This is a genomic window from Sphingomonas sp., from assembly GCF_035555815.1.
In the GTDB taxonomy this organism is placed as follows: domain Bacteria; phylum Pseudomonadota; class Alphaproteobacteria; order Sphingomonadales; family Sphingomonadaceae; genus Sphingomonas.
The window spans coordinates 1-26,118 of sequence record NZ_DATMGG010000192.1 but is presented as its reverse complement, the minus strand read 5'-3'; the positions used below and the strand labels follow the sequence as shown (position 1 = coordinate 26,118).

Annotated in this window: 29 protein-coding genes; 16 read left to right on the top strand and 13 right to left on the bottom strand. The window is 68.7% G+C overall.

The genetic code is table 11. From position 1 onward, the window contains the following. The 9 genes from VNR91_RS11190 to VNR91_RS11150 form a co-directional block, all read left to right on the top strand. Positions 1–1,066, top strand: a 1,066-nt coding sequence (locus VNR91_RS11190) for a multicopper oxidase domain-containing protein (protein ID WP_325490851.1), incomplete at its 5' end; no start/stop codon positions are given. After that, on the top strand, positions 1,063–2,097 hold the full coding sequence (locus VNR91_RS11185) for a copper resistance protein B (protein ID WP_325490850.1): 1,035 nt from the start codon (positions 1,063–1,065) through the stop codon (positions 2,095–2,097). The genes VNR91_RS11190 and VNR91_RS11185, both read left to right, overlap by 4 nt. 117 nt (positions 2,098–2,214) lie before the next feature. Next, positions 2,215–3,195: a dipeptide epimerase gene (locus VNR91_RS11180; protein ID WP_325490849.1), complete on the top strand. Its 981-nt coding sequence runs from the start codon at positions 2,215–2,217 to the stop codon at positions 3,193–3,195. A gap of 86 nt (positions 3,196–3,281) precedes the next feature. Continuing rightward, the gene (locus tag VNR91_RS11175; protein WP_325490848.1) at positions 3,282–3,959 is read left to right on the top strand and encodes an XRE family transcriptional regulator; all 678 of its coding nucleotides are present in this window, start codon (positions 3,282–3,284) and stop codon (positions 3,957–3,959) included. Positions 3,960–4,138: 179 nt separating this feature from the next. Then, positions 4,139–6,346, top strand: a complete 2,208-nt coding sequence (locus VNR91_RS11170) for a TonB-dependent receptor (protein WP_325490847.1) — start codon at positions 4,139–4,141, stop codon at positions 6,344–6,346. A 9-nt stretch (positions 6,347–6,355) separates the two neighbouring features. Beyond that, positions 6,356–7,687 (top strand): MFS transporter, encoded by a 1,332-nt coding sequence (locus VNR91_RS11165; protein ID WP_325490846.1) that lies wholly within the window; start codon positions 6,356–6,358, stop codon positions 7,685–7,687. Positions 7,688–7,697: 10 nt separating this feature from the next. Next, positions 7,698–9,308 carry a serine hydrolase domain-containing protein gene (locus VNR91_RS11160; RefSeq protein WP_325490845.1) on the top strand — a complete coding sequence of 537 codons (1,611 nt, stop codon included), beginning with the start codon at positions 7,698–7,700 and terminating at the stop codon, positions 9,306–9,308. Positions 9,309–9,535: 227 nt separating this feature from the next. Then, entirely contained in the window at positions 9,536–10,000 is a 465-nt protein-coding gene (locus tag VNR91_RS11155; RefSeq protein WP_325490844.1) for a GreA/GreB family elongation factor, read from the top strand. Then, complete coding sequence (locus VNR91_RS11150; protein WP_325490843.1) at positions 9,997–10,176, top strand: hypothetical protein; 180 nt, start codon at positions 9,997–9,999, stop codon at positions 10,174–10,176. The genes VNR91_RS11155 and VNR91_RS11150 overlap by 4 nt, the downstream gene beginning before the upstream one ends. A 3-nt stretch (positions 10,177–10,179) precedes the next feature. Here the strand turns inward: VNR91_RS11150 and VNR91_RS11145 are convergent, their stop codons facing one another. The 13 genes from VNR91_RS11145 to VNR91_RS11085 form a co-directional block, all read right to left on the bottom strand. After that, positions 10,180–11,082: a flagellar motor protein MotB gene (locus VNR91_RS11145; RefSeq protein WP_325490842.1), complete on the bottom strand. Its 903-nt coding sequence runs from the start codon at positions 11,080–11,082 to the stop codon at positions 10,180–10,182. A 3-nt stretch (positions 11,083–11,085) separates the two neighbouring features. After that, on the bottom strand, positions 11,086–11,949 hold the full coding sequence (motA, locus tag VNR91_RS11140; protein ID WP_325490841.1) for a flagellar motor stator protein MotA: 864 nt from the start codon (positions 11,947–11,949) through the stop codon (positions 11,086–11,088). Positions 11,950–12,066: 117 nt separating this feature from the next. After that, positions 12,067–12,969: a flagellar hook-associated protein FlgL gene (gene flgL, locus VNR91_RS11135; RefSeq protein WP_325490840.1), complete on the bottom strand. Its 903-nt coding sequence runs from the start codon at positions 12,967–12,969 to the stop codon at positions 12,067–12,069. 10 nt (positions 12,970–12,979) lie between these two features. Continuing rightward, on the bottom strand, positions 12,980–14,314 hold the full coding sequence (flgK, locus tag VNR91_RS11130) for a flagellar hook-associated protein FlgK (RefSeq protein ID WP_325490839.1): 1,335 nt from the start codon (positions 14,312–14,314) through the stop codon (positions 12,980–12,982). Further along, on the bottom strand, positions 14,311–14,613 hold the full coding sequence (locus tag VNR91_RS11125; RefSeq protein ID WP_325490838.1) for a rod-binding protein: 303 nt from the start codon (positions 14,611–14,613) through the stop codon (positions 14,311–14,313). The genes flgK and VNR91_RS11125 overlap by 4 nt, the downstream gene beginning before the upstream one ends. A gap of 38 nt (positions 14,614–14,651) precedes the next feature. Continuing rightward, positions 14,652–15,755: a flagellar basal body P-ring protein FlgI gene (locus VNR91_RS11120; protein WP_325490837.1), complete on the bottom strand. Its 1,104-nt coding sequence runs from the start codon at positions 15,753–15,755 to the stop codon at positions 14,652–14,654. A 2-nt stretch (positions 15,756–15,757) separates the two neighbouring features. Next, entirely contained in the window at positions 15,758–16,444 is a 687-nt protein-coding gene (locus tag VNR91_RS11115; protein ID WP_325490836.1) for a flagellar basal body L-ring protein FlgH, read from the bottom strand. 12 nt (positions 16,445–16,456) lie between these two features. Further along, positions 16,457–17,245 (bottom strand): flagellar basal-body rod protein FlgG, encoded by a 789-nt coding sequence (gene flgG, locus VNR91_RS11110; RefSeq protein WP_325490835.1) that lies wholly within the window; start codon positions 17,243–17,245, stop codon positions 16,457–16,459. A 15-nt stretch (positions 17,246–17,260) separates the two neighbouring features. Continuing rightward, positions 17,261–18,013 carry a flagellar basal-body rod protein FlgF gene (gene flgF, locus VNR91_RS11105; RefSeq protein WP_325490834.1) on the bottom strand — a complete coding sequence of 251 codons (753 nt, stop codon included), beginning with the start codon at positions 18,011–18,013 and terminating at the stop codon, positions 17,261–17,263. A gap of 29 nt (positions 18,014–18,042) precedes the next feature. Next, positions 18,043–19,332 (bottom strand): flagellar hook protein FlgE, encoded by a 1,290-nt coding sequence (locus VNR91_RS11100; protein WP_325490833.1) that lies wholly within the window; start codon positions 19,330–19,332, stop codon positions 18,043–18,045. A 51-nt stretch (positions 19,333–19,383) separates the two neighbouring features. Then, a complete protein-coding gene (locus VNR91_RS11095; RefSeq protein WP_325490832.1) occupies positions 19,384–20,076 on the bottom strand; it encodes a flagellar hook assembly protein FlgD in 693 nt (230 codons plus the stop codon). A gap of 2 nt (positions 20,077–20,078) precedes the next feature. Then, entirely contained in the window at positions 20,079–20,489 is a 411-nt protein-coding gene (gene flgC / locus VNR91_RS11090) for a flagellar basal body rod protein FlgC (protein WP_325490831.1), read from the bottom strand. A gap of 2 nt (positions 20,490–20,491) precedes the next feature. Further along, complete coding sequence (locus tag VNR91_RS11085; protein ID WP_325490830.1) at positions 20,492–20,839, bottom strand: flagellar basal body rod protein FlgB; 348 nt, start codon at positions 20,837–20,839, stop codon at positions 20,492–20,494. Between the two features lie 202 nt (positions 20,840–21,041). Here VNR91_RS11085 and VNR91_RS11080 point away from each other — a divergent pair, with 202 nt between their 5' ends. The 7 genes from VNR91_RS11080 to VNR91_RS11050 all read left to right on the top strand — a co-directional run. Further along, positions 21,042–21,704, top strand: coding sequence for a motility protein A (locus VNR91_RS11080; RefSeq protein WP_325490829.1), 663 nt, complete (start codon positions 21,042–21,044; stop codon positions 21,702–21,704). Continuing rightward, positions 21,701–22,210 carry a flagellar motor protein MotB gene (locus VNR91_RS11075; protein WP_325490828.1) on the top strand — a complete coding sequence of 170 codons (510 nt, stop codon included), beginning with the start codon at positions 21,701–21,703 and terminating at the stop codon, positions 22,208–22,210. The genes VNR91_RS11080 and VNR91_RS11075 overlap by 4 nt, the downstream gene beginning before the upstream one ends. Beyond that, entirely contained in the window at positions 22,207–22,755 is a 549-nt protein-coding gene (locus VNR91_RS11070; RefSeq protein ID WP_325490827.1) for a flagella basal body P-ring formation protein FlgA, read from the top strand. The genes VNR91_RS11075 and VNR91_RS11070 overlap by 4 nt, the downstream gene beginning before the upstream one ends. A 67-nt stretch (positions 22,756–22,822) precedes the next feature. Continuing rightward, positions 22,823–23,134, top strand: coding sequence for a flagellar biosynthesis anti-sigma factor FlgM (gene flgM, locus VNR91_RS11065; RefSeq protein WP_325490826.1), 312 nt, complete (start codon positions 22,823–22,825; stop codon positions 23,132–23,134). Continuing rightward, complete coding sequence (locus VNR91_RS11060) at positions 23,121–23,432, top strand: flagellar protein FlgN (protein ID WP_325490825.1); 312 nt, start codon at positions 23,121–23,123, stop codon at positions 23,430–23,432. The genes flgM and VNR91_RS11060 overlap by 14 nt, the downstream gene beginning before the upstream one ends. 210 nt (positions 23,433–23,642) lie before the next feature. After that, entirely contained in the window at positions 23,643–24,506 is an 864-nt protein-coding gene (locus VNR91_RS11055) for a lytic transglycosylase domain-containing protein (RefSeq protein WP_325490824.1), read from the top strand. A gap of 3 nt (positions 24,507–24,509) precedes the next feature. Continuing rightward, positions 24,510–26,118, top strand: a 1,609-nt coding sequence (locus VNR91_RS11050; protein WP_325490823.1) for a flagellar biosynthesis protein FlhA, incomplete at its 3' end; no start/stop codon positions are given.

Below are 26,118 nucleotides of genomic sequence, written 5' to 3'. Positions count from 1 at the left end.
GGTGCGGCTGCGTTTCATCAACGCCGCCACGATGACGATCTTCAACGTCCGCATCCCCGGCCTGCGGATGACCGTGGTCAGCGCCGACGGGCTGGATGTCCGCCCGGTGACGGTCGACGAGTTCCAGATCGGCAATGCCGAGACCTATGACGTCACCGTCGAGCCGGTCGAGGACCGGGCGTTCACGCTGGTGGCGGAATCGATCGACCGATCGGGCATGGCCCGCGCCACGCTGGCGCCGCGCCTGGGCATGACCGCGCCGGTCCCGCCGCGGCGCCCCCGCCCCACGCTCACCATGAAGGACATGGGCATGGGCGGCGGCATGGGCGGCGCCATGGGCGGCAGGGATCACGGATCGATGGCGGCGATGGACCACGGCGCGATGGATCATGCCGCGATGGGCGATGGCGCGACGGCGACCGGACCCCGAGCGGCTGTCGCAGCGGATCGCAGCGGCGTTGACCATGGCGGCATGGACCATGGCACCGCCCAGGCGATGGGCGCCATGAACATGCGCGACAAGTCGCTGGTGCCCGACGGGGTCAAGGTCGGCGTCGGCGTCGATGCGATCGCCATGGCGCCGGTCGATCGCACCGGCGATCCGGGCGTCGGCCTCGACGATGTCGGGCACAAGGTGCTGACCTATCGCGACCTGATGTCGCTGACGCCCAATCCAGACACGCGACCGCCGCAGCGCACGATCGAGGTCCACCTCACCGGCAACATGGAACGCTTCATGTGGTCGTTCGACGGTGAGAAGTTCAGCGACGGCGTGGAGCCGATCCGTTTCGAGCGCGATGAACGCGCCCGCGTCGTCCTCATCAACGACACGATGATGACCCACCCGATCCACCTGCACGGCCATTTCTTCGAGGTGGTGAACGGCCACACCGGCAGCTATCCGCGCAAGCACACCGTCATGGTGCTGCCGGGCGGCAAGGTCAGCTTCGACCTGACCGCCGATGCGCCGGGCGACTGGGCGTTCCACTGCCACCTGCTGCTCCACATGCATGCCGGGATGTTTCGCGTCGTCACCGTCCGCCCGCTGGACGGAGGCGCCGCATGAGGATGATTATCGGCGTCGCCTTCATCGCCGCTATCGCCGTCGCGACACCCGCGCTGGCGCAGCACGATCATCAGGGCCATCCCGCGCCCGTCCAGCCGCCGCCGGCGGAAGCGCACGCGCAGCATCGGATGGAAGCGGCCGATGGCGATCCCCATGCCGGGCACGACATGCCGGCGGAACCCGCCACGGCGGCCGATCCCCATGCCGGCCACCAGATGCCGCCCCCCGTGCCGACGGAGACGCCCCCCGCGGCGACAGGGCATCGACCGGGCGTTCCCGATCCGCCGGTGAGGGGGCCGTCCGCAGCCGCATCGAGCGGCCCCGCCCACGCCGCCGATGCTGTCTTCGGCACGGCGGCCATGGCCCCGGCGCGCGCCATCGTCCGCCGCGAACATGGCGATATCACAAGCGGCATGATCCTGATCGACCGGCTCGAATCCGTGCTGGGCAAGGGCAGGGGCGGCTATGCGTGGGACGCGCAGGGCTGGTACGGCGGCGATATCGACCGGCTGTGGATCAAGACCGAGGGCGAGGGCCGCTTCGGCAAGCCCCTCGAGCGTGTCGAGGCGCAGGCGCTGTGGAGCCATGCGATCGACCCATGGTGGAACCTCCAGACCGGCGTTCGCCACGATTTTCGCGCCGGCCCGGACCGCAGCTACGCCGTCGTCGGCGTTCAGGGCCTCGCCCCCTATTGGTTCGAGATCGACAGCGCGTTGTTCCTGTCCGACAAGGGCGACGTCACCGCGCGGATCGCGGCGGAATACGATCAGCGCCTGACCCGGAAGCTGATCCTCCAGCCGGCCGCCGAATTGAACTTCGCCGCGCGGGACGTTCCTGAGCTGGGCATCGGCTCCGGCCTGTCGACCGCCGAACTGGGGCTGCGCCTGCGCTATCAGTTCGTGCCCGAATTCGCGCCTTATGTCGGCGTGCGCCATGAACGCGCGTTTGGCGACACGGCGGCGTTCCGGCGCGCCCGCGATGAGCGCGCGGGCGGGTGGAATATCCTGATCGGGGTCCGGTCGTGGTTCTAGGCGCGCAAGCGATCGAATCACCGGCGGGCTGATACGCCAGCCGCCCGCCACCATTAATTTGCTTGAAACGCAAATAATCCATCCATATTGCATAATCTGCAATATTGGAGGGCGCCGGTGAAGCTGTCGGTTCACAAGAAGCACATCGGGCTGAAGCAGCCCTTCCGCGTCGCGTTCGGAACGATCGCCGGGCTCGATGTGGTCGAGGTGGAGCTGCGCGAGGGTGACGTGGTCGGGCGCGGCGAATGCTGTCCGATGGACATCTATGGGCAAAGCGCCGACGCCACCGTTGCCGAGATCGAGGCGGTCGCGCCGCTGTTTGACCGGGGCGGCATCGATCGGGCCGCGCTTCAGGGACTGCTACCGTCGCGATCGGCGCGCAACGCGCTGGATTGCGCGCTGTGGGACCTAGAGGCCAAGGCATCGGGACGCTCGGTGTGGGATCTGGCGGGCCTCGCCGCGCCGGATGCCATCGCGTCGGACATCACCATCGGCATCCTGTCGCCGGAGGAGACCGCCAGCGTCGCGGCGACGCTGCGCGAAGCGACGACGATCAAGCTCAAGCTGGGCGGCGAGCACGACCTGGAATGCCTGCGCGCGGTGCGCGGGGTGCTGCCCGACACGCCGTTGTTCGTCGACGTCAATGCCGGCTGGACGCTCGACCATCTCAACCGGATGGCGCCCGAACTCGCCGCCGCCGACGTATTCATGATCGAACAGCCGCTCGCGCCTGGGGAAGACGCCCTGCTCGACGGCTATCATCGCGCGGTGCCGCTGTGCGCCGACGAATCCTGCCATGATCGCGGCGATCTCGATCGCCTCGTCGGGCGCTACGACTACGTCAATATCAAGCTCGACAAGACCGGCGGGCTGACCGAGGCGCTGGCGCTCGCGGCCGCGGCGCGAGAACGGGGATTCCGGCTGATGACCGGCTGTATGCTCGGATCGGGGCTGGCGATGGCGCCGGCCTATGTCGTCGCGTCGGTCTGCGACGTGGTCGATCTCGACGTGCCGCTCATCGTCCGCGACGCGGCCCACGCCGGCGTTCGGCACGACGGCCGCCAGGTGCATCGCTTCGCCGCCGATCTCTGGGGATGACGCGCCGTTCCGGCATGGGGGACTCCCTAGCCACGGCCACGAGCAGGGGCTAAAAGATTGCGATGGTCATCGCAAAGGAACAGGGTTTGCGAGCCAAGGATGCGCCCGACACCATAGGCGCGCTGCTGCGGTCGATCCGCAAGCGCCGCAAAATGACGCTGGAACATCTGTCGGAGCTGACCGGCATTTCGGTTTCGTCATTGTCGCGGATCGAGAACACCCAGCTCGGCCTGACGATCGAAAAGGTCGATCTGCTGGCGCGGGCGCTGGACGTCGCGCCCGAGGACCTGGTCGCGCGCAATCGCGGCGCGGTCGATCGCGACGTGCCGGCCGAGGCGAAGGCGTCGCTGCGCCGGGTGGTGGTCGATCGCGAGCGGAACCGCAACCGCAAGGCGAGCGCCTATCGCGAGCTCAACGTCCGCTATCTGTTCGATCGCGATCCCGACCGCGCGCTCGAATGTATGCAGGTCACGATCGAATCGATCAGCGTCTGGGATTCCGAATTCGTCCGCCATCCGGGCGAGAAGATCATCTACGTGCTCAAGGGCGACGCGGTGATCTATTGCGAGGGGCAGGCGCCGCTGATCCTGGAGACGGGCGATTCGCTCTTCATGGACGCGCAAATCTGGCACAGCACGGTGGCCGTGCACGGCCCTCCGGCCGAATTGCTGGTGACCTTCTATCACGGGCCGCACGGCAACCACGGGCTGTTCGAGACCCAGACCTTCACCCCCGAAAGCTGGGCCGCGCTCCAGGCGGACTGATGCGCCGCGCGGCGGGCGGCCCCGCCACCTCCCTGCGCGCCGCTCCCGATAAAATTGCTTGAACCGCAATTATGAAGCGCATATTGCATATATTGCAAAATAAGGCCGCGTCCGCGCGCCGTGACGACCGGCCAGGGCGACGTCGACAGTCGCCGGTCGATAGGAAGGGGGGTAGAAGAATGACTCGATTCTCCATGCGCCGGGCACGCTTGCTGGTCGCGGCCGGCACGGTGCTCTGCTTCGCCTCTCCCGCCCATGCACAGCGCGAGGAGCCGGCATCGGGGCAGGAGCCCGCGCCCGGCGACATCGTCGTCACCGCGCAGAAACGCGCCGAACGGCTGATCGATACCCCGCAGTCGATCTCGGCGCTGTCGTCGGACGATCTGACCAGGATCGCCGCGCGTCAGTTCGTCGATTTCGCCAATACCGTGCCCGGCCTTCAATATACCTCGCAGGGGGCGGGCACCTCGCAGATCAGCCTGCGCGGCGTCACCAGCGGCGCCGACGTGTCGTCGACCGTCGGTATCTATGTCGACGAAGTGCCCTATGGATCGAGTTCGGCGTTCGCCAACGGCGCGCGGCGCGCGCTGGACGTCGGGCTGTTCGACATCGACCGGGTCGAGGTGCTGCGCGGGCCGCAGGGCACGCTGTACGGCGCCAGCGCGATGGGCGGCGTGCTCAAATATGTGATGGCCAAGCCGTCGCTCACCGCCGTCGAGGGCAAGGCACAGGCGGGCCTCTCCACCACGCGGTCGGGCGGGACCAGCTACGATGCGTCGGCGGTGGTCAACGCGCCGCTGGTCACCGACAAGGTGGCGGTGCGGGCGAGCGGCTATTATTCGCGCGACGGCGGCTATTTCGACAATGTCGTCACCGGTGAGAAGAATGTCGATCGCGGTGAGGTCTATGGCGGGCGGGTCGATCTCCTCGCCGCGCCGACCGACGCGCTGTCGATCCGCCTGACCGGCTTTGCCCAGGACGTGCGGCGCGACGGCGGCAGCTATGCCAGCATCGGCCTCGATGGCGCGCCGGTCACTGGCTATTTCGACCAGGGCCATCCCCTGCGGGAGCCGTTCCGGTCGGATTTCCGGCTGGGCAGCGCGACGATCGACTATGATTTCGGCCCGGTGGCGCTGACATCGATCACCAGCTACCAGACCAACAAGACCTACGCGTCGACCGACGGCTCTGCCGTCTATGCGCTCTATCTCCAGATCCTCGCCAATATTCCCGCCCAGGCGGTGGCGGTGAACGAGCTGGCGCGCACCCGCAAGTTCACGCAGGAAATCCGTCTCGCCTCGGCGAGCGGGCAGGCGATCGAATGGCTGGTCGGCGGCTTCTACACGCATGAGAACAGCCTGTTGCGGCAGGTCGCCGACACCTATGGCGACGGGCTGGTGCTGCTGCCCGACGTCAACGCGGTCAGCGCGGCGATCGCCAGCACCTATGACGAATATGCCGTGTTCGGCAATCTGACCTGGCACCTGACCGATGCGTTCGATGTCGGCGGCGGCCTCCGCTACGCGCACAACGACCAGAAATTCACCCAGGACGCATCGGGGATATTGGTGGTGTCGGCGCCCGGATCGAGCTCGAGCGAGGGGGTGGTCACTTATCTGGCCAACGCGCGCTATCGCTTGAGCCGCAACGCCACCGCCTATGCGCGGTTCGCGACCGGCTATCGCCCCGGCGGCCCGAATTTCCGCGTCGTCGATCCGGTGACCAACCAGCCGTCCGCGCCGACCTTCCGCTCCGATTCGCTCGACAGCTACGAAATCGGGGTCAAGGCCGATACCGCCGACCGCAGCTTCGGCATCGACTTGTCGGGCTATTACATCGACTGGAAGAACATCCAACTGCTCAGCCCGGTCGCCGGCGTCACCAACTACACCAACGGCCCCGGCGCGCACATCAAGGGCGCCGAGCTGACGATGACCGCCCGTCCGGGGCGCGGCTTTGTCGCCACCGGCGCCTTTGCCTACAACGACGGCAAGCTGACCGAGGACGTGCCGCTGCTGGGCGCGCGCAAGGGCGAGCGCCTGCCAAACACCCCCCATGTCACCGCCGCGGTCAACGTCGATTACACCGTGATGGCCAGCCCGCTCAGGCCGACGGTCGGCGGGACGCTGCGGTTCGCGTCGGACAGCATGGTCAGTTTCGACGCCAGCCCGGCGCTGCGCCAGTACCGGGTGCCCGACTATGCCACCCTCGGCCTGCGCGCGGGGGCCACCTTCGGGCCGGTCGATGCGCAGGTCTATGTCCAGAACCTGTTCGACACCCACGGCCAGCTGGCGGCCCAGACGATCCTTTCGCAACTCGGCGGCCCGGCGCAGGTGCTGATGCTGCGACCGCGGACGTTGGGTCTGCGGCTGACCTCGCGCTTCTAGAGGGGGCGCGTGCCCGCCGGCCCCCGCGACGCCCCGCCCGGAATGCGCGCGCCCGCCGGAACGGGCGATCCGGCCTATCCGCCACTGCGCCGCGCGCGCTACGCCCAGGCGGTGATCGTCGCCATCGCCTTCTTCACCGCGATGGACATCTACGTCATCTCCCTGCTGGTCGAGCCGATCAAGCACGAGCTGCGATTGACCGACGTCCAGGTCGGCATCGCCAACACCACGGTGCTTTACGGCGCCTATGCCCTGTTCTGCATCCCGATGGGATTGCTGGTCGACCGGTCGAACCGGGTGCGGATGCTGGCGGTGGCGCTGGTGGTGTGGTGCCTGGGCCTGTTGCTGACCGGCCTGTCCAGCGGAGTGTGGCTGCTCGTCGCCAGCAAGGCGGCGCTGGGGGTCGCCAACGCCATCACCCTGCCGGCGGCGATGTCGCTGCTCGCCGACTATTTCCCGCCCGAACGCCGGGCGATGGCCACCACATCCTATGGCCTGGGCCAGGGGTTCGGCCAGGCCGGCGCGATCTTCATCGGCGGGCTGGGCCTGGGGGCGCTGACCCAGCTTGCCGCCGGCGGCGCGCCGCTGCTGTTCGGCCTGACGCCGTGGCGCATGGTGTCGCTGGGGTTCGCCGCCGCCGGGCTGGCGCTGATCCCCGCCGTCCTTTCGCTGCGTGAGCCGGCGCGGATGGAGGTGCGCCAGCATGGCGGCACAGGCCGCCTGCACGAGCTGTGGAGCTTTCGCGGGTTCCTGTTGCCGCTGCTGGCCGGTACGACGTGTCTGTCCGGCATGTCGACCGGGGTGATGAGCTGGATTCCGCCGGCGCTGACCCGTCTCTATGGGCAGCAGCCGGGCGATTTCGCCGGCTGGTTCGGCGCCGTCTCGCTGGTTTCGGTGCTCGCGGGGATGCTGGCCGGGGGCAAGCTCGGCGAGTATTTCCACCGGCAGGAAGGGCGCGCGGGCGTGCTGCGGCCGGCGGCGTTCGCGGCGGCGCTCTGCGTGCCGGCGTCATGCGTCGCGATGATGCCCGATCTGGCCTGGTTCGCGATCAGCTCGATCTGCTTCACGATCTGCTACGCCGTGTCGATCTCGATTCCGATGATCGCGATCACTTTCCGCATCCCCAACGAACTTCGCGGCGCGGTCATGGGCCTGTATATCGTGACGGTGTCGCTCGGCGGCGCGATCGCCGCGCCGCTGGTGGCGCTGGCCGGCACCGCGCTGGGCGGCGACGCGATGCTGGGGCGGGCGATGGCGCTGGTCGGCGCGCCGTCGGCGCTGCTCGCGGCGCTGTGTTTCTGGTGGGCCTCGCGCGGTGGCGACGGCCAGGTTAGCGAGTGAGAGGCCCAATATGACGCAGACAGCGGCGCGGACGCATTTCGATCCGGCCGGGATCGATCAGATCTTCGCGGCGGTCGACCAGTGCGGCCAGCCCGGCGCGGCGGTTGCGATCGCGATCGACGGCGTCCCGGTCTACCGGCGCGGCTTCGGACTGGCGAACATGGAACTGCCGGTGCTGCTCGGCCCCGGAATGCGGATGCGGATCGGGTCGACCACCAAGCATTTCACCGCGCTCGCCTATCTGCTCCTGTGCGAGGAGGGGCGCGCCGCGATCGATGATCCGGTCGGCGCGCATATCGGAGAGATCCACGCGGCCAGCCGCGACGTGACGATGCGCCAGCTGATGGGCCACACCAGCGGCATCCGCGATGCGATGGCGGTATCGATGCTCACCAACGGCACCGGCGTGCCGGTCGGCGACGCCGATCTGCTGAGATATTACCAGACGATCGCCGACGTCGATTTCGCCCCCGGCACCAGCTGGAGCTACAACAACGGCGGCTACGTCCTGTTGACGGCCGCCATCGAGCGGATCACCGGCGAGACGCTGGACGACGTGCTGCGGACGCGGATCTTCGAGCCGGTCGGGATGTTCGATACCCGGCTGCGGCGGTGGGATACCGATTTCGTGCCGAACAGCGCCACGCTGCACTTCCGGCGCGCCGACGGGCGCTTCACCCGCGATTATATGGGGTCGGAGATCAGCGGCGCGGGCGGCATCGTCTCGACGATGGACGACATGCTGCGCTGGCTGCGCCACATGGACGCGCCGACCGTCGGCTCGGCCGAAAGCTGGCGGCTGATGCGCGCGCCGCACACGCTGGAGAACGGAAGCTCGACCGGCTATGGGCTGGGTCTGGTGATCGGGCGCTATCGCGGTGTCGAGACGCTGTCGCACGGCGGCGGGGTGATGGCCGGCAACTCCCAGATGATCAAGGTGCCCGCCGCCGGGCTCGACATCTCGATCGCGGTCAATCGCGCCGATGTGAGCGCGGCCGAGCTTGCCAACCGCGTCATCGACGCCTGCGTCGCGGATCTGGCGCCGGTGGTCACCGCGCCGCACCCGCCATGTGACGCGGTGTTCGTCTCGCCGCGGGAGGGGCGGGTGATCGAGCTGGCGACGCACGGCGACATGCAGTTGATGGCGATCGACGGCGCCCCCGGCCTGCCGGTCACCGCAGACGCCGGCGGTAACCTGAACCTGCCCGACATCATGTCGTTCATCCGCCAATCGGCGCGGGTGGAGGGCCACTCGCTCGTCTTCACCGAATTCGGCGCCGAGATCGCGCTCGAGCGGATCGCGACCCAGCCCGACGCGCGGCTCGGCGATCGCGCCGGCAGTTTTGAATCCGCGGCGGTCGGCGCGCGCGCCCGCCTTTCCGAAACGGCAGGCGAGGCGCGGCTGACGATCGCCGGCGCGCACGGGGTCGCCGACTATCGGCTGACGCCGATCAGCGACACCATCTGGAAGGCAAGCGCACTTGGCCCGTTCGGGATGCTCGGTGGCATCGTGACCTTCGCGCCCGATCGCAGCGGCTTCGCGCTGGCCTCGGGGCGGATGAAGGGCCTCCGGTTCGCGCGGAGCAGTGGCCAGGGCGAGATCGCGGCGGCCAGCCGCTGACGGCCGCGCGCGCAGCGGCGTCCGGGCTATAGACCCGCCCGCACCCGAAACCCTGCCAACCCACCTCGATCGCCGCCGGTTGGTTGCGGCCGGTCGGTTCAGGCCCTAGATTGCCGCCCAACCCCTGTCTCACCAAACGGGCGCGAAATTTCCGACGATTCAACGGCCCGTTCGGGTGTAATGGCACCCCTCAGCCGGTCGGGCGCCGGCCCCGGAAAGGATCAACCATGAGCGTGGCCTTCCGCCGCGAAGGCGATGACGAGCACAAGGAGCCCAGGTTCGAGATCCCGATCGCGCCGGGTCCGAATCTGGTCACCGCGCGCGGGCTGGCGCTGATCGCGGCGCGCGTCGCCGAACTCGACCAGGCGATCGCCACCACCGCCGATGACGACGCGCGGGAAGGGCTGCGCCGCGACCAGCGTTACTGGGCGACCCGGCTCGCCACCGCGCGGATCGCGCCGGCGCCCGATGAAGGGGAGGTCGGCATCGGATCGCGCGTCACGTTCGCGCTGGGCGGCGTCACCCGCACGATCGCCATCGTCGGCGGCGACGAAGCCGATCCCGCCGGCGACCGCATCGCCTTCACCGCCCCGCTCGCCCGCGCGATGATGGGCGCGGCGGCGGGCGAGGCGGTCGACTATAACGGCACCGCCGAGGGGATTACCGTGATCGCGGTGGAGGAGGATCGATGAGCGAGCGTTTCGAGCGGCACCGCCAGCCGTGGCGCACCGACGAGGTGCAGAAGCTGCACACCCTGGCGAAGAAGGGCATGGCGCTGAAGGCGATCGCCAAGGCGCTGACCCGCAGCGAGGAATCGGTGAAGGAGCGCGCCAAGCTCGACGGGCTGGCGATCGCCAAGCTGCGCTGATCGTTACTTGCCGAAATTGCCGCGCCGATAGAGCAGGGTGATCGCCACCCGGCGATTGCGCGGGTCGGTGGCGTTGGCCGTGATCATCGGCTCGCGATCGGCAACGCCCTCGATCCGTTCGAAATGGCTTTCCGCGACGCCGGCCGCCGCCAGCCGGCGCCGGGTCGCCTCGGCCCGGCCGGATGACAGCATCCAGTTGTTCATCGCGCGCGGATCGCCATAGCCCAGGCTGTCGGTGTGGCCGCGGATCATGATCGGATTGTCCATGCCGCGAATCGATTCGGCGACCAGCCCGACCAGCTCGGACGCATCGGGCACCAGCGCGGTCGTGCCCAGTGCGAACATCGAATAATCGGCGTCGTCGAGCAGGTCGATGCGCATCCCGTCGCGCGTGGCGATGAAGCGGACGTGCTTGCCCAGCTTGGCCAGCTTGGAATTCTGGATCTTCGATTCGACCTGGCGGCGCAGGCGATCGAAATTCGCCTCGTCCTCGGCAAAGATCGACGCGCGCTTCAGCGATCCGCGGTCGCCCGATCCCTCGCGCGCGCCGCCGGCCGCGCCGACAGGGACGGTCATCGCCTTGGTGCCGGTCTGCGACGCGCGGTTGGGATAACTGTCCTTGTCGGTGATCGACGAGCCGCCGAACAGGCCGTTCGATCCGGCGCTGTTCTGCTTGAATTCAACCAGCGTCGGCGCGAAATAATCGGCGATCGACTTGCGCTGCTTCTCGGTGGTGGCGCCCAGGATCCACAGCAGCAGAAAGAACGCCATCATCGCCGTCACGAAATCGGCATAGGCGACCTTCCACGCGCCGCCGTGGTGCGCGCCATGGCCCTCGACGTAGATTTTCTTGACGATGATCTTGGGCGGCTGGTTCGAGCCGTGCGGCGCGCGGGCGGCGGCCATGAGTTACCGCCCCCGCAGGCCGTCGAACACTTCGCCGAAGCCCGGCTGGTTCTTGTGGGCGATGCCCGAACGCGCGGCCTCGATCACCAGCGGCTGCGGGTGGCCGTGGAGCGATGCGATGATGATCTGCTTGACGACGTGGTAGATCGCCGAATCGGCGTCGATCACCTGCTGGAGCCGGTTGGCGAGCGGTGCGACGATACCATAGGCGAGCAGCACGCCGAGGAAGGTGCCGACCAGCGCCGAGCCGATCATCGCGCCCAGGATCGCGGGCGGCTTGTCGATCGATCCCATCGTCTTGACCACGCCAAGCACCGCCGCGACGATGCCGAGCGCCGGCAGCGCGTCGCCGAGCGAGGTCAACGTGGTCTGCGGCCCCTGCACGTCATGGTGGTGGGTCTTGATCGCGTTGTCCATCACGTCCTCGACCGCGTGGACGTCGAGCGTGCCCGACGAGACCACGACCAGCCGCAGCGTGTCGGCGATCAGGTTGACCAGCGTGTGATCGGCGAGCAGCCGCGGATATTCGGCAAAGACGGCGGAGGACTTGGGGTCTTCGACATGCGGCTCCAGCGCGATCGGGCCGTCGGTCCGCAGCATCTTCATCAGCTTGGAGACGAGGAAGATCGTGTCGAGATAGTCCTGCTTCTTGTACTTCGGGCCCTTCAGCACCTTCATCAGCCCGCCGCCGAGCGCCTTCAGCTCCCGACCCGAATTGCCGATGACCAGCGCGCCAACGGCGGCGCCGCCGATGATCAGCATCTCGTGCGGGATGGCCTCCAGCACGGGGCCGAGCGCGCCCCCGGTGATGGCGAAGCCGCCGAACACCATGCCGAGCAGAATGACGAGACCGATCGCCGGAAACATGAACCGCAAAACCCCCTTGGCGACGATCGCGCACCCGTCAGGGTTAACGACCGCTTTGGGCTATCCTTGACGGCGGGAAGTAGGGATTTGGTAAACGCGCCGCCGAAAAAGGACCGATCAGCGCAGATAATCGAACAGCGACAGCGAACTCAGCCGGGTGAAGCTGGCCTGGGTCGCCTGCAACACCGTCATCGTCTTCTGCAATTCGATGATCGCGGCGGAGATGTCGGTGTCCTCCAGCCCGGATCGGGTTTCCTCGCGCGCGAGCGCGGCGTCGGCCAGCCGCTGCGATTCGAGGTCGAGCCGCGCGCCGCGCGCGCCCACCGATGCGCGGGCGTTGCCGATCGCGTCGAGCGCGGTCTTGATGTCGTCGATCGCGGTGCCGGCGTCGCTGCCGGCGTGGAGCGATGCCGACAGGCCCTGCAGGATCGCGAACATGTCGGTGGTCGATCCGTCGGCGCGCGTCAGGTTGCTGAACACCTCGTCCCCGGTCACCGTCGCGCGCACGCTGGCGCCGTCGCCGATCGGGATCGCGCTGGGGGTGCCGGTGCCGACGTAGCTGATCGTGCCGTCGGGCGCCTGGACATAGGCGGTGTTGCCGCTCGCGCCGCCGAACAGCGGCGCGCCGTTGGTGTCGGGGGTGTTCACCAGCTTGAGCAGATCCTCGATCATCGCGTCCAGCGCGGTGGCGATCGTATTCCTCTGGTCGGCGGGCAGCGTGCCGCTGTTGGCCTGGATCGCCATGTCGCGCGCCTGCTGCAACTGTTCCTCGATGCTCGCCAGCGCCGAATCGGACGCGGTCAACAGCGTGCTGGCCAGGTCGACGTTCTTGGCGTTCTGCGTCGCGTCGGCGCCGGCGCGGCCCAGGCTGGACAACTGGCGATAGGCGACCGCGTCGCTCGACGGCGCGGCCAGCCGCTTCTGCGTCGAAATCTGCGTCTGCAACAGCCCGGCTCGTTCGCCGAGCGTCGTCATCGCACTGTTGGCCTGGCTGTAGAACAGGCTGGTCGAGATGCGCATCGCGGTTGCCTTAGCTGATGTCGAGGATGGACTGGAACGTCTCGCGCGCCACCTGGATGACGCGGCTGGACGCCTGATAGGCCTGCTGAAAGCGGATCAGGTCGACCGCGCTTTCGTCGAGGTCGACGCCGCTGACCGATTCGCGCGCGGCGACCGCGGCGTCGCGGATCGACCCCTGCGCGGCGGCGACGTTCTTGCGCGCAGCAAGCGCGGCGGCGTTGGCGGTGACGGTGTCGCTCAGCCCGCCTTCAAACGCCTGGGCCGTGCGCAGCGCGGCGAGCGCTTCCATGTTGCCGTTGCCGCGCGTGCCCTCGCCGGGCGCGGCGGCGGCGATGCCGCGCGGGTCGGTCAGCGCCAGCGTGATCTCGGTCGGCGGGTTGCCCGCCGCGAAGATCGGCGCGCCGGCGACGCCGTCGAGGTCGCGACCGTCGGCCTGAACCGCGTTGACCCCGGCGACGAATCGCGTGGCAAGATCGTTCAGCGCGTCGCGCGCGTCACTGATCCGCTGCGCGCCCTCGGCGATGCCTGCAAAGGCGCCGCCCTGAACCGGAATCGACGTGGTGGTCGCGTTTCGGTGCATCTGGAACTGGCTGGCGCCGGTGGTCGGATCGGCCTGGAACGTCACCTGGCCCGCCCCGGCGGCGTCGACCAGCACCGGGCCGGCGCTGCCGCCGGCGCGGACGATCGCGCGGTTCTGCTCGTCGAAGGTCACGTTGATGTCGACCAGCGCGCTCATGCTGTCGAGCAGCCGGTCGCGTTCGTCGAGCATCGACATCTGCATCGCCGATCCGTCGTCGGCGCGCGCCAGCCCCTGGTTGATCTGATAGAGCTGGGCGGCGAGGTCGTTCAGGTCGCGGGCGGCGTCGGTGCCGGTCTGGCGCAGGTCGCCGAACGCGGTGTCGAGCGCGCGCCCGGTCGCGGTGAAGGCGTTGGCCAGCGTCGATGCGGTCTCGATCATCACCGCGCGCGGGGCGACCGCGGCGGGATCGGCCGCGACGCTCTGCGCAGCGTTGAAGAAGGCGGTGAGCTGGGCGCCAAGCTGGTTGCCGGTCAGCCCCTGTTCGATCCGGCCCAGCCACACAACGCCCGCTTCGCTGCGTGCCAGGTCGGACCCGGCGGTACGCACTTCGGTGTTGCGGAATTCGTTGGCGGATCGGGTGATCGCCGACGCGATCGATCCGTTGCCCGACAGGCGCAGGCCCTTGGTGCCGGGAATCTCCGCAACCTGGACGGCGCGGCGCGCATAGCCGACCGTGCCCGAATTGGCGATGTTCTCCGACGTGGTGCTGAGCGCGGACTGATAGGTCCGCACGCCGGTGGCGCCGATATAGAGCAGGTCGGTCATGCGACGGGCTCCCCGTCCGCCGGAGCCGATTGGGCGAGCCCTTCGGCGGGCGCCGATCTCGCGAGGAAATCGACCATCGCCTTGCCGATGCCGATCGGCGCGTGCGCCGCCATGCTCTGCGCCAGCTGCGTGTCCTGCATGTCGCGAAACTGTTCGCCGGCCTTGTTGTCGAACAAGCCGTCGGACAGGTGCGCCGCGCGCATCGACTTGAGCATCATGCCCACGAAGATCGCCTCGAACTTCTCGCCCGCCGCTTTCAGATTGTCGTGCGACGCGGTGCGCGACGTGTCGTTGGACACGCCGCCCGCGGTGCTCGCGATCGAGGCCGGGATGCCGGTCACAGCACCACCAGCTCGGCATTGAGCGCGCCTGCTTCCTTCAGCGCCTCGAGGATCGCGACCAGATCGGCCGGCGACGCGCCAATGGCGTTCACCGCCTTGACGATGTCGCTCAGCTTGGGCCCGGGTTCGAGCATGAACATCGGATGCTTCTCCTCCTCGACACCGACGGCGCTCTGGCGCTCCATCGCGGTCTCACCCTTACTAAACGGCAGGGGCTGGCTGATCCTTTGCGTCTCATCGATCCGAACGGTCAGTTTACCATGCGTCACCGCCGCCGGGCTGACCCGGACGGCCGAGTTGATGACGACCGTGCCGGTGCGCGCGTTGACGATCACGCGGGCGGCGGCCTCGGCCGCGCTGACCGGCAGATTCTCGATCGCGCTCATCATCTGGGCGCGGACGCCGCTCCCTTCCGGGGCCTGCACCGTCACCGACACAGCGTCGATCGCCTTGGCGGCGCCCATGCCGAACCGGGTGTTGATCGCGGTCGCGACGTTCTGCGCGGTGGTGAAGTCGGCGCGCGCCAGGTTGAAGGTGAGGGTGGGGGTGGTGGCGAAGCCGGTATCGACCGCGCGCTCGACCGTCGCCCCTTCCGGGATGCGGCCGGACGAGGGGATGTTGACGACGATCTTCGATCCGTCGGCGCCCTCGGCGCCCAGCCCGCCGACCGCGAGGTTGCCCTGCGCCATCGCATAGATCTGGCCGTCCGCGCCCTGAAGCGGCGTCAGCACCAAAGTGCCGCCGCGCAGCGACTTCGCCTTGCCCATCGCCGAAACGGTGATGTCCAGCTTCTGCCCCGGCTTGGCAAAGGCGGGCAGTTCCGCCGTCACGATCACCACCGCCGAATTCTTCAGGCTGGGGTTGACCCCCGCCGGGAGCTGAAGCCCGAAGCGCGACGCGACGCCCTTCATCGACTGGACGGTGTATTCGAGATTGTCGTCACCCGTGCCAGGCAGGCCGACGACGATGCCATAGCCGGTCAGCTGGTTGGTGCGGATGCCCTGAAACGCGCCCAGATCCTTGACGCGGTCGGCGTATGCCGGGGTCGCGACGAGCAGGGCGGCAAAGGCGGCGAGAATGAGGCGGAGCATCTGGAGCATCCTCAAAACGGGCTGACGACCTGGAAGAAGCGGCTGAGCCACCCCTGCCGGCTGGCGCGGGCGACATCGCCCTTGCCGGTGTAGGCGATCTGGGCATCGGCGACCCGGGTCGACAGCACGCGGTTGCTCGCGTCGATGTCGGCCGGGCGCACCATCCCGCGGATCTGGACGAATTCGTCGCCGCGATTGAGCGTGACGGTCTTCTGCCCCTGCACCACCATCGTGCCGTTGGGCAGCACCTGGGATACGGTGACGGTGATCTCGCCCGACAGCGCGTTCGACTGGTCGGCGGTGCCGCTGCCCTTGAAGTTGCGCTTGCCGCTGACCGACGCATCGCTCTCCTTGAACAGCGACAGCGCGCCGGTGCTGGGCGGGGTCAGGCCGAAGCCGCCGCCCGAATCGAGCTTCGATCCCGCCGACTTGGAGGCGGAGGTGCGCTCGACCAGAACGATCGTCACCGGATCGCCGACCGCACGGGCGCGCGCGCCCTCATGCAGCCCGGCATAGCCGCTGGTCGCCTGAAAGATCGCGCCGTTGGCCGGCGGCGGCGCGGGCGCGGGCTGGGGCAGCGTCACCCGATATTCGGGCGGCGGCGCCACGGCCTTTTTCTTGCCGCCGAACACGCCGGCGTCGGCCGCCGCCGGGGACAGCATCGCCGCCGCGCCGGCCAGAAGGACAAGGGTTCGCATCGCCGGTCAGCCTCAGAGGTTCTGGTTGACGTATTTGAGCATGTCGTCGGTCGCCGAGATCATCTTGGAATTGACCTCATAGGCGCGCTGGGTCTCGATCATGTCGACCAGCTCCTCGACGACATTGACGTTCGATCCCTCCAGCATCCCCTGGCGGATCTGGCCGCGACCGTCCTGTCCGGCGATGCCCAGGTTGACCGCGCCCGATGCCGCCGTCTCGATCACATAATTGTCGCCGGTCGCCTGAAGCCCGGCCGAGTTGGGGAAGCTGGCGACTTGGATCTGGCCGATCTGGCTCGGCTCGGTCTGGCCGGGCACGGTCGCGGAGACGGTGCCGTCGGTGCCGATCGCGATCGCGGTTGTGCCTTCCGGAATGGTGATGCCGGGCATCACCTGATAGCCCTCGGACGTCACCAGCAGCCCTTCGGGCGAACGGGTGAAGTTGCCGGCGCGGGTATAGCCGAGCTGGCCGCCGGGAAGCTGGACCTGGAAATAGCCGTCGCCGTCGAGCGCGACGTCGAGCGAATTGCCCGTCGTCTGCATCGATCCCTGGGTGTCGATCCGCGCGGTGCCCTGGATGCGCACGCCGGTGCCCAGGTTGAGCCCGGTGGCGTAGCGCGTCTCCGACGTGCTTGCCGCGCCGGGGGCGGTGACGACCTGATACGCCAGCGTCTCGAACGCCGCGCGGTCCTTCTTGAACGCGGTGGTGTTCACGTTGGCGAGGTTGTTCGAGATCACCCGCATCCGGGTGTCCTGCGCGTCGAGCCCGGTGCGGGCGATGTGGAGTGCGGCCGAAGACATGGTTCAGGTTCCTTTTCAGCCCGGCATCCGCATCAGCGATGCGGAGCTTTCGTCGAGGGTCTTGGCTTCCTTCAGCAGGTTGGCCTGGACCTCATAGCTGCGCTGGTTCTCGATCATGTCGACCAGCGCCTGGGTGAGATTGACGTTCGATCCCTCGAGCGCGCCCGACTGGACCTTCGCCTCGGCATCGTCGGGCAGCACGCCGCCGCCACGCACGTGGAGCAGGTTGTCGAGGCCCTTGACCGTGTCCGATCCTTCCGGGCTGGCCAGCCGGATCCTGTCGATCTGCTGCGGGGCGGCGCCCGGCTCGGCGCCCAGCGGGATGATCGAGAGCGTTCCGTCGTCGGCGATCATCACCTTGTCGGCGGGCGGCACGGTGATGGGCCCCCCCGAGCCCATCACCGGGAAACCGTCGCCGGTTTCCAACACGCCCGTGGCCGCGATCTTCAGATCGCCGCGCCGCGTATAGGCTTCGCTGCCGTCGGTGGCCTGGACCGCGATCCAGGCGGTGCCGGTGACCGCGATGTCGAGCGGATTGCCCGTCTGCTGGACGGCGCCGCCGGTGCGGTCGGCGTCGGTCACCTCCTCGCCGGTCGGCGCGCGCGATTCGAACGCGGCGCCGCCCTGCTTGAGCATCATCGCCTCGAACGAGACGCGATCGGCGCGAAAGCCGGTGGTCGACGCATTGGCGATGTTGTTGGCGATCGCCGCCTGCGCCGCCATCTGGCCCTTGAGCCCCGACAATGCCGTGTAGACCAGCCGGTCCATCGTTCAGCCTTTCGCCTGCCCGTCCGCGATCACGAACGGATGTTGAAGATGGTCTGCGAAATCTGGCTGGCGGTATCGAGCGCCTTGGAATTCGCCTGGAAATTGCGCTGGGCCGCGATCAGGTTGACCAGCTCCTCGGTGATGTCGACGTTCGACCGCTCGATCGCGCCGGACATCAGCGCGCCGAAACCGTTGACGCCCGGTTCGCCCAGCGTCGGATCGCCCGACAGGCCGGTCGGCGCCCAATAGCTGTTGCCGAGCTGGCGTAGCCCCTGCGGATTGGCGAAATTGGCCAGCACGACCTTGCCCAGCGCCTTGCTGTCGCCGTTGGAGAAGGTGGCGCGGACGATGCCGTCGTCGCCGACGGTCAGCCCCTCCAGCTTGCCGACCGCCGCGCCGTCCTGCGTGCGGCTGGCGACGCTGAACGCCTGGGGAAGCTGGGTGGTGGCGGTGCCGAAATCGAGCGAGATCTGCTGCGGCGTCGACGAGCTGGCCGGGGTGAACTCGCCGAACTGGGTCGCGGTGGTCGGCGCGGTCAGCACGCCGTTGGCGTCGAAGGTCAGGTCGATCGGCGCCGGGTTGGCCGGATCGGTGCCCAGCTGCTGGTCGCCGACGAAGCTGTAGACCTTCCACGCGCTGGTGGCGCCGCTGGTCTCGCGCACGAAATAGTTGGTCAGCGTCATCGCGTTGCCGCCGGCGTCATAGATCGTGGTCTGGGTCGAATTATTGTAGGTCGCCGGGTTGAAGCGATCGAACGCATAGGGGTTCGCCGCGGTGAACACCGGGTTGGACGACGGGATGCCGGCGTTGGCCGACAGGTTGAGCGACAGCGCGACGTTCTCGGTCGCCTGGGGTGTGCCGCTGATCTCCGGCAGGCGCAGGCTGACCGTCGAATCGAGCCCGGTCGCGACCACCGCGCCCGACCCGTCGACCGGATAGACTTGAAGATGGCCGCCGTTGCCGTCGACGACATAGCGATCGGCATCGACCATGAAGCCGCCGTTGCGGGTGAACGACACCTTGTTGGTCTCGAGGTCGGTCTTGACCGCGAAGAAGCCGTCGCCGGAGATCGCCAGCGCGAGCGACGAGTCGTTCTGGATCAGCCCGCCCTGGCCGAACTGCTGGCGGATCGCCTGCACCACGGAGCCGGATCCGATCATCTGGGTCGGATTGACCGCCACGCTCGACGCGATCACGTCGGCGAATTCGGTTCGGCTCTTCTTGAAGCCGTTGGTGCCGACGTTGGCGAGGTTGTGCGAGATGGTCGACATCTCGGTCTGCGAAGATTTGAGGCCGCTCAGCGAAGTGTAGAAGGACATGGGTGCTACTCCTGTGGAATGGGGTGTCGGGGTTCAGTCGGTTCGGGGCGTTCAGCCGATATCGCGCACGGCCGATGCGGGGATCTGGCCGATGCCGGGCAGGGTCAGGATCGGACCGCCGCTCGCGGGCATCGAGACCGAGGCGACCGGCGCCCACACCAGCGTGCGGCTCGGCACGTTGGTGCTGCCGTCGCGCGCGCTGGCGGTGATGGTGAACGGGCCGCCGCCGGCCTCCTCGCCGCTGTCGGTGGTGCCGTCCCAGTCGAAGTTGACGATACCCTTCGACTGTTTGCCGAGGTCGACCGATTTCAGGATGTTGCCGCTGGCATCGGCGATGGTCAGCGCGACGTTGCTCGCGTCCTTGTCGATCTCGATCTGGCCGGCGAACCCGCCCGATGTGCGCGGATAGGCGACCGATCCCTCGGTCAGCACGGTCTTGCCGACATAGCTCATCGCGTCGCTGGCCGATGTCGCGCCCAGCTTCTCGGCGATCGCCTTCAGCGTGGTCGACATCTCGGTGATGCCCGACAAGCTGGAGAATTGCGCCATCTGCGCGACCATCTGGGTGTTGTCGACCGGCTCGAACGGGTCCTGGTTCTGCATCTGTGCGGTCAGCAGCTTGATGAAGTCGCCCTGGTCGAGCGTCTGGTTGGCCGCCGACGCCGGCTGGATCGTCGTGCCGTTGTTGGTGCGGCCGATGCCCAGCGCGTCGAGCGCGGAATCGAAGGAGGTGGAGGTAGCCATGATCAGCGTCCGAGCTTGAGGGTGTCGACGATCAGCGACTTGGCGGTCTGCATCACCTCGACGTTGTTCTGGTAGGTGCGCGCGCTCTCGAGCATGTCGACCAGCTCGCGCGTTTCATCGACGGCGTTTTCGAACACGTTGCCGTCCTTGTCGGCCATCGGATTGCCGGGGTCGTAGCGCTTGGTCGGCTCCTCGCCGGCGGTGACGACCCGCTCGACATTGACCGTCGCCATGCCCGACGCCTGGTCGAACTGGGTACGGAACACCGGCTTCATCGTGCGATAGGCGGCGTCCGCCGTGGTCGCGACGCCGCCGGCGTTGGCGAGGTTCGACGCGGTGGTGTTCATCCGCACCAGCTGCGCGCTCATCGCGCGGCCGGCGACCTGGAAAATGCTCATCGGGTTGTCGGCCATGCTCATTCGCCCTTCAGCGCGCGGGTGATCGTGCCGATGCGACCGTTCAGGAACGACAGCGTCGTCTGATAGGCGACGGCGTTCTCGGCAAAGGCGGTCTGCTCGGTGGCCAGCTCGACGGTGTTGCCGTCCATGCTCATCTGCAGCGGGATGCGGTATTTGGTCGCGCCGGCGATGCCGCTGTCGACCGATCCGGTTTCCGCCGATCGCAGCGCGGTGGCGAAGTCGATGTCCTTCGCCTTGTAGCCCGGCGTGGAGGCGTTGGCGATATTCGACGCAAGCACGCCCATGCGCTGCGAACGCACTGCCAGTGCCGCGCCGTGCACGCCGAACAGGGTATCATTGCTCATGTCGTCGGTCTCCCGCGTCAATTCGAAGGGGTGTTCTGCAATGGCCGTGCCAAATCGGCCGGGGCGCCCGAATTGCCGGCACCGGCCAGGCAAAGCGGCAAGGATTTGCCGGCGGCGGCAACCGACTGCCGCGCCGAACGCGTCTTTGCGGGCCCTGCCCCCGGAAAGAAAACTGGCACCCCCCTTGCAGAGCGCCGGGGCGATGACCCTGTCCGCTCTCCCCACGCTCGGCGCTTTCGCCGATCCCGTCGCCCTCGCCATCGTCGGCGGCGGCACGCTCGCCGCGCTGGTGCTGCGCACGCCGGCCCGCGATCTGCTGCGCGGGATCGTGGCGCTGCGCACGCTCGCTCGGCGATCGTTCACCGCCGACGCGCTGCTGGCGCAGATCGACGCCTTTTCGCGCATCTCGGCACGCCACGGCGTCGTCCAGCTCGATCGATCGGTGATCGCCGATCCCGACGTCGCCACCGCGATCGGCCGCATCGTCGACGGCGCGGGGGGCGACGACGTCACCGCGCTGCTCGACCAGCGTCGCCTCGCGCGCGCCGAACGCCACCGCGCGGCGATCGACCTGTGGTCGGCGGCGGCGGAAATCTTTCCGGCGATGGGCATGGTCGGCACGCTGATCGGGCTGGTCCGCATGTTCGTGGCCATGACCGATCCCGCCACCATCGGCGCGTCGATGGCGGTGGCGGTGCTGGCGACACTCTATGGTGCGCTCGCCGCCAATCTGATCGCGATGCCGATCGCGGCGCGGCTCAGGCGCGCGGCGCGCGCCGAACTGGTCGAGCGCGCGCGGCTGGTCCGGCCACTGGCGGCGCTGGCCGATCGTGAGCGCCCGCGCGCGCGGGCGGTGGCGGCATGACCAGCGCCGCCTTTGACGACGATGTCTTCAACGACGGCGCGCGCCGGCCGATCTGGCTGGTCACGCTGGCCGATCTGATGCTGCTGCTGGTCGGCTTCTTCGTCTTTCTCCAGGCCAATCAGGCGCTTGACGGCCGCGCCATCGCCGACGGGCTGCGTGAGGGTTTCGGCGCCGCGACGGCCGAGCCCATGGCGGTGGACAGCGGCGCGATCGGCGGCTTCGCACCCGGATCGGCGGCTCTGCCCGCCAGCGACGCCCTGGCCTGGGCCCGCGACGCCGCGCGCGATCCGCGCACCATCGTCCGGGTGATCGGCGGCACCGACGGCACTCCGGCCGATGTCGACCCCGCCACCGGCAGCGCCGCCATCCTGGCCGCCGATCGCGCCCGCGCCGCCGCCGCGCTGCTGATCCGCGCGGTGCCGGCCGATCGCCTCGCCATCGAAACCCGCCCCGGCGCCGGCCGCGCCGTCCAGCTCCAGATCGGTTTCGCAGGAGACCCGAAATGATCCGCCCGTTGCTTTTCGCCCTCGCGCTTGCCCCGGTGTCGGCGGGTGGACCCGCCGCCGCGCAGCAGCTCCATTTCCAGGATACCGCCGCGATCGATGTCGCGGTCTCGGCCTTCACCGGCCATGCGATCGGGGAGGAGGGGGGCGCGCGCACCGCCGTCGACAAGCGGCTGAAGCTCGCCGCCTGCCCGTTGCCCCAGCTCGACTGGCGCGGCAGCTATCAGGATGCGGTGGTGGTGCGCTGTGACGCGCCGGCGTGGCGCATCTATGTGCCGATCCACACGCCGCCGCGCCCCGCGCCAGTCGCGGCGGTCGCCGCGCCGGTGCCGGTCGCGGCGGCCAAGGCCGAACCGGTGATCCGGCGCGGCGACGCGGTGACGGTGGAGGTCGGCGCCGCCGGCTTCTCGATCAGCCGCGACGGGGTGGCGATGGGCGATGCCCCCGCCGGCGGCCGCATCGCGATCAGGATCGATCCGGCCAAGCCGCCGGTGCAGGCTGTCGCGGTCGAGCCCGGCCGCGCGACGCTGCCCGGCTGGGCACAATAAAAAATGCTTAAACTTGTCGCCGCCCGGCCGTTATTCGGTCTGAAGAGGTTTTTCGAGGACGAAAGCCATGGTGGATCCGGTCGGGCCAAAGCCCAGCGCGACGATCGCTCAGCGCATTCAGCCGGTGGCGCCGAGCGCGCCGGTCGCTGCGCCGCAGACGCTGGTGCGCGGCGATGCCGTGCGCGCCGATCCATCGACGCTCAAGGCGCTGGCCGCGCCGCTGGTCGCGACGCCACCGGTCGATGCCGAACGCGTCACCAAGATCCGCAAGGCGATCCAGGACGGCAATTTCCCGCTGCTGCCGGCGACCGTCGCCGATCGGCTGCTCGCGCTCAAGATGCAGTGGTCGCCGGGGGGAGGCGATCGTGAGCCGTCGTGATGCGCTGATCGGCGTGATCGAGGCGCTCCATGCGGAGATCGCCGCGCTCAAGGCCAACGACCTCGCCGCGCTCGAGGCCGCGACCAGCGCCAAGCTGCGCGGGATCGACGCGGTCGCCGCGACGCCGGAGCCGCCCAGCGCGGAGATTGACGAGCTGGCGCGCGAGGCGCACCGGCTGAACGAGACCTGCCGGGTCTATGTCAACCTGATGGCGGCAAATGTTCGCCGCCGGCTGCAGGTTCTTGCCGGTTCGCCGGCGCAATCCTATCGCCCGCACGGCGCGGCGGCGCTGGCCTAGTTTGATCCGCTGACGCGGATGTGCGGTACCGGCTCGCTCCCCCACCCGATCACCGACTCAGTGTATCTTATGGGTGGCCGGGTGGGGGAGCGGGCCGGCACCGCACCGGATTCAAGTCCGCGGAATCCGGTATTATAACACCGCATTAACCAATATTGGCACGTTCCTTGCTGAAAGTCCCGTCACCATGGGACTTCAGGCAAGAGCGCGATGACCATTCCTTCGATCCAGCGCCTCAGTGGCGTTCACGGCGCGATCGCGCTGGCGAGCGAGCGCACCGGCATCGATTTCAACTATCTGCTCGGGCAGGCTCAGGTTGAGAGCGGGCTGCGCACCGATGCGCGCGCCGGTACGTCCAGCGCGACGGGTCTCTATCAGTTCATCGAGCAGAGCTGGCTCGGCGTGGTCAAGCAGCATGGCGCCGAACATGGCCTCGGCTGGGCGGCGGACAGCATCAAGCAGACCGCCGGCGGCCGCTATGTCGTCGGCGATCCGGCGCTGCGCAGCCAGATCCTCGGCCTGCGCAGCAACGCCACCGCCGCGTCGCTGATGGCGGCGGAACATGCCAGCGACAACAAGGCCGCGCTTGAGGCGCGCCTCGATCGCCCGGCCACCGGCACCGACCTCTATATGGCGCATTTCCTTGGACTGGGCGGGGCGAAGAAATTCCTGTCGGCGATGGACGCAAATTCCGGCCGCAGCGCCGCCTCGCTGTTTCCCGCCGCCGCGCGCGCCAATCACAATGTCTTCTACGCCAACGACGGCAGCCCGCGTTCGCTGGGCGAGGTCTACCAGCGTTTCGCCGCCAAGCTCGATAAGGGCGCGGCGGCGGGCGGCGGCACCGGCCTCGCCTCGGACGCGCTCGATCCGTCCGGCAACGGCACCGCTATCGGCGCCGACCCCGACGTCGAGGTCGTGCTCGGTACCGAGGCGCAGGGCGGCGACCGCCAGTGGCTCGCCAGCACGCTCGCCCAGATCAACGCCGCGAAACCGACCAGCGCCGCCGCGCTGCTGCGCCCCAATCCGGAGAATGCCCGCTTGGCCTATCTGATGCTCGCACGGCTCGGCGGTTAACCGATGGCCACGCTTCCGTTCCTGCCCGGCCGCGTCGCGCCGATGGCCAAGAGCTTCGCGTTGCCCGTGGCGATGCTGACGCTGGTCGCGCTGATGGTGGTGCCGATCCCGGCGGCGCTGCTCGACGTGTTCTTCGTCGCCAACATCGCGATCAGCCTGGCGGTGCTGATGGTCTCGCTCAACGCGCAGAAGCCATTGGACTTCTCCGCCTTTCCGACGGTGCTGCTGTTCGCCACGCTGTTCCGCCTCGGCCTCAACGTCGCCTCCACCCGCGTGGTGCTGGTGCATGGGCATGAGGGGGAGGCGGCGGCCGGCCACGTCATCGAGGCGTTCGGCACCTTCCTGATCGGCGGCGACTATGTCGTCGGCCTGTTCGTCTTCGCGATCCTGATCATCATCAACCTGATGGTGGTGACCAAGGGCGCGGGGCGCGTCTCCGAAGTCTCCGCGCGCTTCACCCTCGATGCGCTGCCCGGCAAGCAGATGGCGATCGACGCCGATCTCAACGCCGGCCTGATCACCCCTGACGAGGCGCGCGCGCGCCGCGTCGAGGTGGCGACCGAGGCCGATTTCTACGGATCGATGGACGGTTCGTCGAAGTTCGTGAAGGGCGACGCGATGGCCGGGCTGTTGATCCTCGCGGTCAACATCGTCGGCGGTCTGATCCTCGGCACCGTCAGCCACGGCCTGACGGTCAAGGACGCCGCGCAGACCTATATCCTGCTCGCGATCGGCGACGCGCTGGTCGCGCAGCTGCCGTCGCTGATGCTGTCGATCGCCGCCGCCGCGATCGTCACCCGAGTCACCTCGTCCGACGATCTCGCCGGCCAGATCGGCGGCCAGTTCGCCAGCCACAAGACCTGGACCCCGGTCGCCGCGATCCTCGCCATCCTCGGCGTCCTCCCCGGTATGCCGCATTTCGTGATCCTGCCCGCCGCGGCGATCGCCGGCTTTGCCGCGTGGCGGCTGCGTCAGGCGGCATTGCGCCCCGCGCCGGCCCCGCCGCAGCCGGCGGCCGAGCCGCAGGACCTGTCGAAGATCGGCTGGGACGAAGTGACCGACAGCATGCAGGTGATGCTCGACATCGGCTATGGCCTCGTGCCGCTGGTCGACGAGCGCAAGGGCAGCCCGCTGATGGGCCGCATCACCGGCGTGCGCCGCCAATTGTCCAAGGAACTCGGCTTCGTCGTGCCGCAGGTGCGGGTGCGCGACGACATCAACCTGGCGCCCTATACCTATCGCATCGTCATCGGCGGCGTGGTCGTCGGCGAGGATCAGGTGTCGCCCGACGAGATGCTCGCGCTCGATACCGGGCAGGCGGTCGGGTCGATGCCGGGCAAGCCGGTCAAGGACCCGACCTTCGGCCTCGACGCGGTGTGGATTTCGTCGGCCGACGCCGATGCCGCGACTGGTGCGGGCTATCTGGTGGTCGATCCCGGCACGGTGATCGCCACCCACCTCAACCAGAATCTGCTCGCCCACGCCTCCGAGCTGCTCGGCCCGGACGAGGTCCAGTCGCTGCTCGACGGGCTGAAGGAGCGCGCCGCCGCGCTGGTCGCGGCGCTGTGCCCGCAGCCGGTGCCGCTGACCACGCTGACCCAGGTGCTGCGCG